The organism is Desulfosarcina sp. (genome assembly GCF_033791525.1).
Lineage (GTDB): Bacteria > Desulfobacterota > Desulfobacteria > Desulfobacterales > Desulfosarcinaceae > Desulfosarcina.
In genome coordinates, this window is record NZ_JASJGN010000230.1 from 1 (window position 1) to 10,438 (window position 10,438).

Here is a 10,438-nt window from a genome sequence, read left to right on the forward strand (position 1 = left end):
TGAGACCCGAGACACGCATCAATGACCTTGAAAAAGCCTGGCTCGGCATTCGAAACACCATTGAAAAGCTGGATGGCAGGCAGGCCGAGTTAAAGGATCTTCTGGATACCACCCAAAAACTTACGGAGCAGCTAAAAGCGCAGAAGGCCACTGCTGAACGGCAACACACGGTTCTGAAAGCCGCCAACAGCAGCGTTCCGGACACGAAGGTGCTGATCAGCGACCTTGACACCCTGATTCGCAGCAAGGTTCAGAGGGGTGAGATGCTGGAACGATTACGGACCAGTTACCTCGATCTGATCGCCAGGGTCGGCGAAACCCGTCAGGGATTTGTAGACCTGACGCAAAAATTCAGCCTGGGGATACAGGAAAAAAAGCACGCAGACCTCTTTCAGAGACCAGTCAATCCGCTCATCGGCCTCGGATGGACAAACATCGGGGGCGAACTGAAGCAGTTGGGGGAACAGATCCGGAAAATCGGCTCCCTGGAGTATTGGCTTGCCCTGGGAACCGATCTGCTGGAAAGCCGGGGGCTGCTGCCAGTAACCTCGGTGCTGCTTTACCTGTTGACCCTGATTCTGATCATGCGCCTGCGGCGCTTCTGCCGGCAACTCAAAGACAAATCCTTCGGTGCTGAATATCCCTGGCGCCGGATGGCCATCCGGCTGTTGACCCGCTCCATGCCGCAGCTGGGTACCGCGCTGTTTTTCTACATTTTTTTTCAAGCCCGGGGGTTCTTTGACACGGTTCCGGGCATCCAGGAAACGTTTTCCCTGTTGATCGTATGGCTCTTGACCAAGTGGGGCCTGAATTTCATCACCCTTCAATCACAGCTGGACCCGCAACTGCTGCCGACCGCCTGGGGTCCAAGCCTGAAAAGACTGCTGCGCCTGATTCGTTTTTTTGCGGTGGTTTATCTGGTGCTGGCATGGTTGGTGGGATCCGAGGGCGTTCTGCCGATGGTGGCTCGCATCACTTTCGAGGCCGCCCTGGTTGCCTGGATCCTTCGGTTTCGCCCCAAATTCAGAGCATATCCCATGCCTGGGGTAGTTCCTGCGCTCTGGCAGACGATGCTGCGCCCCACGCTCTCAGTGATGGGTCACATCATTTTCATCACCGGCCCGGTTCTCGAACTGGCCGGTTACGGCGCGCTGTCTCTGTATTGGTTCACCTCCTGGGGGGCAACGACGGCGGCGCTTTTCTGGGGCCTGCTCTTTTTTCTGATCCTGCGGGAAGGCGGCCAGCGCTTCTACAAGGGACCCCACACCCCCTCTGCCGCCTCTTACCGGTCGGCAGAGCCCATCCGCTGGGCCGTGTTTCAGCTCTGCTGGCTGTTGTGGGGCATCCTGCTGGTCATCACCGTCGTCCTGGCCTGGAGTGGCACCGAGACGGTTTTTTCAGGACTGGCGAAAGTCTTGCGATTCCCCGTCAGTGTCGGAGATTCCATCTTCACTTTGATGGGCCTTATCTCAGCCGCCCTGATCCTGTTTTTCACCCATCTGCTGATTCGATTGTGGCGCCACGTACTTTCAACCCGGATACTGGCGCAAAGCGGCCTGGAGTCCGGTCTGCAGCATTCGATGACCAGCATCACGGTCTACCTCCTGTGGGGCGCTGGGGTGCTGGTTGCCCTGCATGCCTTTGGGTTGAGCAGCACCTCGCTGACGGTGGCCTTTGGCGCCCTGGGCATCGGGCTGGGGTTTGGTTTGCAGAACATTTTCAACAATTTTATCAGCGGCATCATCCTGCTCTTCGAGCGGCCCATCCAGGTGGGCGACTCGGTTGAGATCAACGGCATCTGGGCGGAGGTCAAGAAGATCCGGTTTCGATCCACCGTGGTGCAGACATTCGACAACGCCTCGCTGATCATTCCCAACTCGGAGTTCATCAGCAGTCAGGTGACCAACTGGAGTTTCCGAGACCTGACCCTGCGGATCAAGGTTAGCGTCGGTGTGGCCTATGGTTCCGACATCGAACGGGTCCGCAGCAGTCTGCTGGAGATCGCTGACAGAACCGAGAAAGTACTCGCCAATCCCCGGCCCGATGTGCTTTTCTCCGATTTTGGCGACAGCTCCCTGGTTTTCGTATTGCGGGTTTGGACTGATGTAGACAACATGCTTAAGGTTGGCACGGCTATCCGCTTCGAGATCGACCGGGTGTTCCGGGAGCAAAACATTGAAATCGCCTTTCCCCAGCGTGACATTCACATTCGCTCCAGCGTCACGGCTCAAGCCGCCAATGAATTCACCGTCGACGTTGAACCCCCGGATAAAAAGGCAGCATTGCCCCAATCCTAAGGTTGATAAACTCGTAAAAAGCCGAAATTTCGGTGTTGTTGTCGTCCCCGCGAAGGCGGGGATCCAGTATTAACAGGTATTTATAGATAGCGCTGAAAAAGCTTCACGACGTGCCCCGCCTTCGCGGGAATGATATGACAGGTGACTTTTTACGAATCCGTCAAGGTTAGTTAGCCGTGGTCGACCTCTATTGCTTTTACTAGCTTCATTATCTCTTTATTTGAAGGAATATCCGCCATCGAATGACCGTAATGCACATACCGGAGCATACCGGACGTATCAATCAGCATCTGTGCAGGCAGCCTGCCCAACTTGAACAAGCTGGCCTCTTGTCCATATAATTTTAGGACCCGATGTTCAGGGTCGGGCAGCCCGATGAACGGCAAATCTTCTTTATTCCAGTATTTTTGAAATGACTCGGCATTCTCCGGCCCAGCAACTATTATTTCTGTATTCAATTTTACAAAACGTTTATAATCTTGACGCAACTGCGCCATGTGCCTTTGGCAGAATGGTCAGAAAAACCCACGATTGAAAACCACGAGCACATTTTTTCGGTTGGTGAAATCTGAAAGAGATACGCTGTTTCCGTTAAAATCGAGCAACGTGAACTCAGGGGCCTGGGTATTCAGTTCGACTTTGGCCATGATTGGTTCCTCACTTTAACTGTTTTCGACAGGGTAAAAAGGTTAAAATCCTTCAGGTCTATTCGACCTTGTAGGTTATCGTAATCATCCAGGCCGCATAATCCGTGTACGACTTTTTGAGTACTTGGACCACTCTTTCTTCGAATGTTTCCTCGATGATTTTCATTTGTCCCGGCCAAAGCTTGAACTTGATGCGCAGGTACCGCCATTGGCCAGCCTTGGCTTCCTTGATCCCGAAGGTTTCCGGCGCAGCCAGGATGATGGATCGGTGCTGGTGATACATGCCCTTGGCAATGGCTTGAATCGCTTGGGATATCTCATCTTCATCGACTTCTTCCGGCAGTTGGATGTCCACGTAGGCACGGATACAGCCGCCGCGAAACTGGCTGATCACAGCAATATTTCTGTTGGGTATCAAAATCCGCTGGCCGTGCAGGTTGATCAGCGTGGTGAAACGGAGTCCGATGTTGTCGACCCTGCCGATTTCATCGCCCAGTTTGACCACTTCCCCGATGTTGAGGGCATCCGAAAAAATCAGCGTCAGACCAATGACCAGATCTTGCACAAATCCCTGCAGACCAAAACCAACAGCCAATCCGATGACCGTTGCACTGGCAAAATAGGTCGTCAATGAAATTTTAAATTCGCGCAGAACCATACCGACGGCCACGAAATAAATCGTAAAGGTCACGGCACTGACCAGGATGGTAATGATGGTGGCAATCTTGGGGTACCTGCGGGTCAGGTTCGCTTCCGAGGCCGTTTCACCGTCTACCTTCATGGTCAACAGCCGTTGGCTGAACCGGCGGATGGCCTTGACGGCGAAGTGGGCGGCCACCGTCAAAACGTCGATGAGAAGAATTCTCAACATCGGGTTAATTTGGGATAGGATGTCTGCCAAATTTATTTTTTTATCAATTGATTGATTTGATGGGTCTGTTGGGCAATTCAGGATTCGATTTGCATGATCGTTGCTGAGTCCTCCCTCTCTCCGGTTGCCGGGTTTTTGTGATACGATGCGAGGTAAGCGTTCACAGGTTCAGCGTTCACCGTTCAGGGTTTGTTTTCTATTGGTTGACCTTGTTCGTAGGCTAATAAATTCCTGATGAAATCGCCAATCCCAGAGCGAGTCACTCGGGCATGTAAACATTCACCAGATCAGCGTTTATCCTAAGTGGTTACTTTGGCTGAGGTTTTCGGTGCTCCCTGAACCGTTGAACCCGTGAACCGCTGCGGTGAAAGCATGGAGCGGGAAAGACAATTAACCGTTCAAGAAAGCGTCAGACAAAAAACATACGCCGTAACGGATTTACACTCAAGCAATAATTCCGACGGCCGTTTTTACTTTTTCAAAAAACAGCGTCGTCGTGACTGGCATGACCGTTTGAGAAGTCCCTGCGGGACTGACCTGAAACAAGGAGGGGAATGATGAATGAGGTATCCAACGGACTGGTATATGGCTACCGGCTCGGCAGCGGAAAGCTTGAAAATGCGCTGACATGGGCCGATGTCGACGCCTGGCGGCCGGAGCAGGGATTGTTGTGGATTCACCTGGATGCCGATCACGAATTGGTTCTGAAATGGCTGACGGGAAAAAGTGGATTGAGCCCGCTGGTCACAGAGGCGTTGCTGGAAGTCGGGACCCGGCCCCGCAGTGTGGTGAACGAATCGGGTGTGCTGGCGATTTTCAGGGGGGTCAACTGCAACCCTGGCGCAGATCCTGAAGACATGGTGGCCATGCGCATGTTCGTGACCGAACAGCGTATTATCACCATGCGGCGGCACCGCCTCATGGCGGTCAAGGACATTCACGAGTCGCTTCTTTCAGGCAGCGGGCCCACCACCGCCGGGGAGTTTTTCGTCTGCGTGGTGGACCGTATTACGGAACGCATCGGCGATGTCGTTGTGGACATCGAGGACCGGGTGGCCGAGGTGGAAGACACCATCGTGAGTGCCGAAACGGCCGAACTGCGCCCCCTGCTGGCTGAGCTGCGGCGTGAGAGTATCAGCATGCGGCGCTACATCGCCCCCCAGCGGGACATGCTGGCCCGGCTGACCCACGAACGGATCGCCTGGTTGACGGAGTCGGACAAGACGCTTCTCCGTGAAATCGCCGAACGCACAGCCCGCTATGTGGAGGATATCGATGCGGCCCGGGAGCGGGCGCTCATCGCCCAGGAGGAGTTGAACAACCGGCTCTCCGAGCAGATGAACCGGGCCATGTACACCCTGTCCATCGTGGCGGCGATTTTCCTTCCGCTGGGGCTGCTGACTGGGCTGCTGGGGATCAACGTGGGTGGGATCCCCGGGACGGAAAGCCCCTGGGCGTTTTTGATCGTAACGTGTTTTCTGGTTGTTCTTGCCATTTTTCTGGTCGCATGGTTCAAAAAATTAAAGTGGTTGTAGCGCGTGCGTTCCGGCTGACCCGTGAGCTTACCGCGTTCATCGGTTTCGAGCAGCCAGCCCGACCATCACCACGGTTTTTATGCAACGTCAGCGTTCATCTTATGGTGGATGAATAGGATAATAATCATCAGTGGAAAAAGATAGAAAAAAGCAGATTGGTTGAGATTTATCAGTGCTCGTTGGCTGTCAATAACTTGTTAATAACTGCTTTAATGTATTGTTAAGACCGGGTAAAATTACCTACCGGGAAAAACAGCGGCTGCCAGCGCATCACGCTATCCAGCGTTAAAAAAACGATTAATAACGGTAAAATACAAATTGTTAATAACGCTTGAAATTTCATTTATTAAATCTGCCTTTATCCGCGTTGACATCTTTCACCTAAATATTCCACATTGTCGGTAATTTTCAAGGGGGCGAACCTGGATAATAAATTGCCCGCTAATGTCCCCAGCCTAGCGGTTTGTTTTTCGTCCCCCTGAAGAGGGGCCGCTGTTCATGACGATTCGCAGTTAATTCCCCATAAACGCTATTTTAGCATGCAGAAAGTGATGTGATGAATCGTATTTTGGTCATTGACGATGAGCCGTGTATTTCCGACCTGATTCGCGAAGCGCTTACGAAATTTGGCTTCAAAGTAGAAACCGCGTCCAATGGGCGGCAGGGGGTGCAGCTCCTAAAGGATGCCTCTTTCGACCTGGTTTTGACCGACATGTGCATGCCGGATCTTGACGGCGCCAGTATCGTTCGCCACGTTCGACGTTCCAGCCGTCCACTTACCCCCGTCATCGGCATCTCCGGCACGCCCTGGCTGCTGGAAGGAACAGACTGCAATGCGGTTCTGCCCAAACCCTTTCTCCTGCAGGCCTTAGTAGATACGGTAAAACGCCTGACACGGTTAAGTCTGTCAACTGCCCCTAATCCCGCCGCCTTCCCCCTACCCATGAATGCCCAAACGGTCATGTAATTTTAACACAGGATCATATTCGTACAGAGGGGACCTTTTCGATAATCAGTTGCCTGGTCTGAATTTTACTCGTGAGTAGACATCGTCATCCATGCCGGATCGCTCACCGGCCTTGAGCCGATGGTAGCCCACTGCCGCCACCATGGCTGCATTGTCCCCGCACAGGTCAAGGGATGGAATGTGAACGGTGATGCCGGCCTCGGCGGCATCGCGGGTGACGACCGTCCGCAGGCCCTGGTTGGCGGCCACACCGCCCACCACGGCCAGATGGCGGCAGCCGTTTTGCCTTGCCGCGTGAATGACCTTGTATGACAGCACCTCAACCACTGCGGCCTGAAAGCCCGCGGCGATGTGGGCCTGATCCTCCTGATAGGTTTCCGGGTGGGTCTGGATATGTCGGCTGACCGCCGATTTGATTCCGCTGAAGGAAAAATCAAACTGGTCTTTGTCGAGATACGGCCGAGTGAAAAAAAACTTCTCAGGATCACCCTGGGCCGCCAGACGATCGATCACCCCCCCGCCGGGATAGCCCAATCCCAGCATCTTGGCCACTTTGTCGTAGGCTTCGCCGGCTGCGTCGTCACGGGTTTGTCCCAAGGGGTGAAATTCTCGGTAGGAGAGGACATGGTAGATGCTGGTGTGGCCCCCGGAAACAAGCAGCGCCACGAAGGGGAAGGGGGGCGGGTCGGGTTCCAGGAACACGGAATGGATATGTCCCTCCAGGTGATCGACGCCGATCCATGGAATTTTATGTCCGTAGGCAAACCCCTTGGCAAATGAGAAACCAACCAGCAGCGACCCGACCAGGCCGGGGCCCTGGGTTACGGCTACGCCGTCGATTTGGTCTGCTGTGATGCCTGCCTTGGCGACAGCGTCGTTGACAACGGGAACGATGACCTCGATATGCTTTCGGGAGGCCAATTCCGGCACCACGCCGCCATAGGGGTGGTGGACGGCCACTTGGGAGGCCACCACCGAGGAGCGTACTTCATGCCCGTCACATACCACCGCGGCTGCCGTCTCATCGCAGGAGGATTCTATACCGAGTACAATCATGGCCATTTTGATTTGTTCGTCCCCGAACTGGGGCGTCTAACACCAGGCGCTCAGGTCTTGCAGATCGGATGCTTTTTCTGCCCCTCGGCGATCCATTGAAACAGCCGGATCAACGGTTCTGTAAGTTTCTTCCACATGTCAGTCAGTATCCATTTTTGTTCCGGATTCTATCAATGTCAAACTGCCTAATAACACCTGTCGTGCAACTTTGCGAACAAACTGAAGTCGGACTCCGATCACCGTTCTCAGACGTCCGTCCTCTGTTCCTATACCAGTTGCACCCGGGTCCGGGCATTCTTGCGGGTTTTGGTCACTTCGCCGATGGCCCACGCTTTTTCACCGCTGCCGGTCAGGCGGTTGATAACCTCCTGAAGCTTTTCTTCGGGAACCACCGCCACCAGCCCGATCCCATTGTTGAAGGTGCGCATCATCTCCTTATCATCCACATTGCCGGCTTCCTGCAAAAACGGAAAAATGGGTGGGATGTCCCAGGATCCTTTTTTAATGGCGATGCCGCAGGCTTGGGGAATGATCCGGACGATGTTGTCCATGATGCCGCCGCCGGTGATGTGCGCCAGTCCCTGGATGGGCAGGTCCCTGACCAGAGATTGGATGGTTTCCGAGTAAATCCGGGTAGGAGTGATCAATTCTTCTCCCAGGCTTTTACCCAGCTCGGGAACGTGACTATCCACTTTCAGCCCCAACACCTCAAAGCAGATCTTGCGCACCAGGGAATAACCGTTGCTGTGCAACCCGCTTGAGGCGATCCCGATGATTTGGTGGCCGGGTCGGATTTCAGAGCCGTCTACGATTTTGCTGTTGTCCACGATACCCACGGCGAAACCGGCCAGGTCGTATTCGTTTTCCCGGTAAAAGCCAGGCATCTCCGCGGTTTCTCCACCGATGAGGGCGCAATCGGCCTGGATACACCCCTCGCCGACACCTTTAATAATGTCGGTGACCGTACCGGTTTTCAGTTTTCCCGTGGCCAGGTAGTCCAGGAAGAACAGGGGTCTGGCGCCCTGAACGGCAATGTCGTTAACGCACATGCCCACCAGGTCGATGCCCACCGTGTCGTGGCGGTTCATGAGGAAGGCGATCTTCAGCTTGGTGCCCACCCCATCCGTGGAACTGACCAGTACCGGGTTTTTCATATTGGCGGTATTCAGAGAAAACAAGCCGCCGAATCCCCCAATTTCGCCCATGACGCCGGTTCTTCGGGTTTTTTTGGCAATTTTCTTTATGGTCTCGACGAGGTGATCCGCCTTTTCGATGTCGACGCCGGCATCGGCGTAGGTCAGCTTTTTCTTCATTTAAACACTCCTGGCGTGTATGCGGCTGGTTAAAAAATACCCGTAAAACTAATCTGATACCGCCGAAAAGTCAAACCCAAAACCGAAGATGCCGGCAGGCTGAGGTCCGTGGAAAACGGGTTGTCGGGAGGTGGGCTATTGGGGTGTGGAAGGTAGATGGTCTATGCTGCTGATCCCTGCCCATACCGCCAATAATTTTTTGACAATTTTGACCGACTATTATACTTATTCTCTATATTCAGGGACTTTCTGACAGGCAGTTGGAAAAAAGGAATCGATCATGACCCGATTTGCCAGGCTAGACCGTTTGCCACCCTATGTGTTTGCCACCGTCAACCAGATCAAGATGGAGGCCCGGCGCGCCGGGGAAGACATCATCGACCTGGGCATGGGTAATCCGGATATCGGTACACCTCAGCACATTGTCGACAAGCTCACCGAGGCGTCCCAGAACCCGCGCAACCATCGTTATTCGGCCTCCATGGGCATTACCAAACTGCGCATGGCCATCAGCGACTGGTACAAGCGCCGCTATGATGTGGACATCGACCCGGAAAGCGAGGCCATTGTCACCATCGGTGTAAAGGAGGGGATGTCTCACCTGATCCTGGTGACCATTCGGCCCGGTGACGTGGTGTTCGCGCCCAACCCCACCTATCCCATCCATCCATACTCCTCCATCATTTCCGGCGGCGACGTACGGGGAATTCCTGCAGGGCCCGACCAGGATTTTTTCGAAAACCTGATTCAGGCCACCAAGCAGACCTGGCCCCGACCCAAGGTGCTGGTGCTCAGCTACCCCCACAACCCCACCACCGAGGTGGTGGACCTGGATTTTTTCCAGCGGGTGGTGGATTTTGCCAAGGCGAACGACATCATGGTGATCCATGATTTTGCATACGCCGACCTGACTTACGACGGGTACCAGGCACCCAGTTTTCTGCAGGCCAAAGGAGCCAAGGAGGTGGGGGTGGAGTTTTTTTCCATGTCCAAAAGCTACTCCATGGCGGGTTGGCGGGTGGGGTTCTGCGTGGGCAACGCCGAAACCATCTCTGCCCTGAAACGCATAAAAAGTTACCTGGACTACGGCATTTTTCAGCCCATCCAGATCGCCTCCATCATTGCCTTGAATGGCCCCCAGGATTGCGTGGCCAATATCCGCGACACCTATCAATCCCGACGTGATGCCCTGATATCGGGCCTGTCCCGGGTCGGCTGGGAGATCGAAAGCCCCAAGGGCACCATGTTCGTCTGGGCCAGGATCCCCGAGCAATATCGCAAGATGGGATCCGTGGCGTTTTCCACATTTCTGATTCGCGAGGCCCAGGTGGCCGTATCGCCGGGCCTTGGCTTCGGTGAATACGGTGACGATTTCGTGCGTTTCGCCCTCATCGAAAACAACATGCGCATTAGTCAGGCGGTGAGAGGTATCCGCAAAGTATTGTAGACTTCCAGACAATGTTTTGGGCGGCGTTATCGGTCGTCGCGGTATGGATCATACAGCTTCCTTCCTCTGGCCTTGCCAAAAACATTGTCTGAAAGTCTACATGAAGTCCTGCTATCTGGGGGCGCGCCTCCGGTTTCAGCATTGCTGTGCTCTTAGCCTGGACCAAAATCTACCATTTCCGAAAGGGCACCTGCAGAAGAAATCCGTTGACAGGCGGCGACGCTTCTTTTACATCAAGATCGAAATTGGTTGTCGAACCTTTCGGTGCCCGCACTCTGAATGGGGTGCAAGGGATAATAGGGAAC

The 10,438-nt window shown here is 54.2% G+C and carries 8 protein-coding genes and 1 pseudogene; 4 read left to right on the forward strand and 5 right to left on the reverse strand.

What is annotated here, in order from left to right; genetic code table 11:
* Window positions 1-2,297, forward strand: a 2,297-nt coding sequence (locus QNK41_RS11525) for a mechanosensitive ion channel family protein (RefSeq protein WP_319256900.1), incomplete at its 5' end; no start/stop codon positions are given.
* Window positions 2,298-2,467: 170 nt separating this feature from the next.
* Here QNK41_RS11525 and QNK41_RS11530 read toward each other — a convergent pair.
* From QNK41_RS11530 to QNK41_RS11540, 3 genes and pseudogenes are all read right to left on the reverse strand, one after another.
* A pseudogene (locus tag QNK41_RS11530) lies at window positions 2,468-2,800 on the reverse strand (peroxiredoxin family protein); the annotation flags it as partial.
* 12 nt (window positions 2,801-2,812) lie between these two features.
* Window positions 2,813-2,944, reverse strand: coding sequence for a hypothetical protein (locus QNK41_RS11535; RefSeq protein WP_319256902.1), 132 nt, complete (start codon window positions 2,942-2,944; stop codon window positions 2,813-2,815).
* A gap of 58 nt (window positions 2,945-3,002) precedes the next feature.
* Entirely contained in the window at window positions 3,003-3,845 is an 843-nt protein-coding gene (locus QNK41_RS11540; RefSeq protein WP_319256904.1) for a mechanosensitive ion channel family protein, read from the reverse strand.
* A 524-nt stretch (window positions 3,846-4,369) separates the two neighbouring features.
* On the opposite strand from QNK41_RS11540, the gene QNK41_RS11545 reads away from it, so the two are divergent.
* Entirely contained in the window at window positions 4,370-5,350 is a 981-nt protein-coding gene (locus QNK41_RS11545; protein ID WP_319256906.1) for a zinc transporter ZntB, read from the forward strand.
* Window positions 5,351-5,906: 556 nt separating this feature from the next.
* Complete coding sequence (locus QNK41_RS11550; protein ID WP_319256908.1) at window positions 5,907-6,317, forward strand: response regulator; 411 nt, start codon at window positions 5,907-5,909, stop codon at window positions 6,315-6,317.
* A gap of 45 nt (window positions 6,318-6,362) precedes the next feature.
* Here the strand turns inward: QNK41_RS11550 and tsaD are convergent, their stop codons facing one another.
* Both tsaD and purM read right to left on the reverse strand, forming a co-directional pair.
* Window positions 6,363-7,379 carry a tRNA (adenosine(37)-N6)-threonylcarbamoyltransferase complex transferase subunit TsaD gene (tsaD, locus tag QNK41_RS11555; protein WP_319256910.1) on the reverse strand — a complete coding sequence of 339 codons (1,017 nt, stop codon included), beginning with the start codon at window positions 7,377-7,379 and terminating at the stop codon, window positions 6,363-6,365.
* 260 nt (window positions 7,380-7,639) lie between these two features.
* Window positions 7,640-8,686, reverse strand: a complete 1,047-nt coding sequence (gene purM / locus QNK41_RS11560; RefSeq protein ID WP_319256912.1) for a phosphoribosylformylglycinamidine cyclo-ligase — start codon at window positions 8,684-8,686, stop codon at window positions 7,640-7,642.
* 280 nt (window positions 8,687-8,966) lie between these two features.
* Between purM and QNK41_RS11565 the strand changes: the two genes are divergently transcribed.
* The gene (locus QNK41_RS11565) at window positions 8,967-10,133 is read left to right on the forward strand and encodes an aminotransferase class I/II-fold pyridoxal phosphate-dependent enzyme (protein ID WP_319256915.1); all 1,167 of its coding nucleotides are present in this window, start codon (window positions 8,967-8,969) and stop codon (window positions 10,131-10,133) included.
* Window positions 10,134-10,438 lie beyond the last annotated feature (305 nt).

Coding starts and splice junctions, on each gene's coding strand:
- QNK41_RS11565 (WP_319256915.1), top strand. CDS start 8,967: ATGACCCGATTTGCCAGGCTAGACCGTTTGCCACCCTATGTGTTTGCC.
- QNK41_RS11535 (WP_319256902.1), bottom strand. CDS start 2,944: ATGGCCAAAGTCGAACTGAATACCCAGGCCCCTGAGTTCACGTTGCTC.
- purM (WP_319256912.1), bottom strand. CDS start 8,686: ATGAAGAAAAAGCTGACCTACGCCGATGCCGGCGTCGACATCGAAAAG.
- QNK41_RS11550 (WP_319256908.1), top strand. CDS start 5,907: ATGAATCGTATTTTGGTCATTGACGATGAGCCGTGTATTTCCGACCTG.
- tsaD (WP_319256910.1), bottom strand. CDS start 7,379: ATGGCCATGATTGTACTCGGTATAGAATCCTCCTGCGATGAGACGGCA.
- QNK41_RS11545 (WP_319256906.1), top strand. CDS start 4,370: ATGATGAATGAGGTATCCAACGGACTGGTATATGGCTACCGGCTCGGC.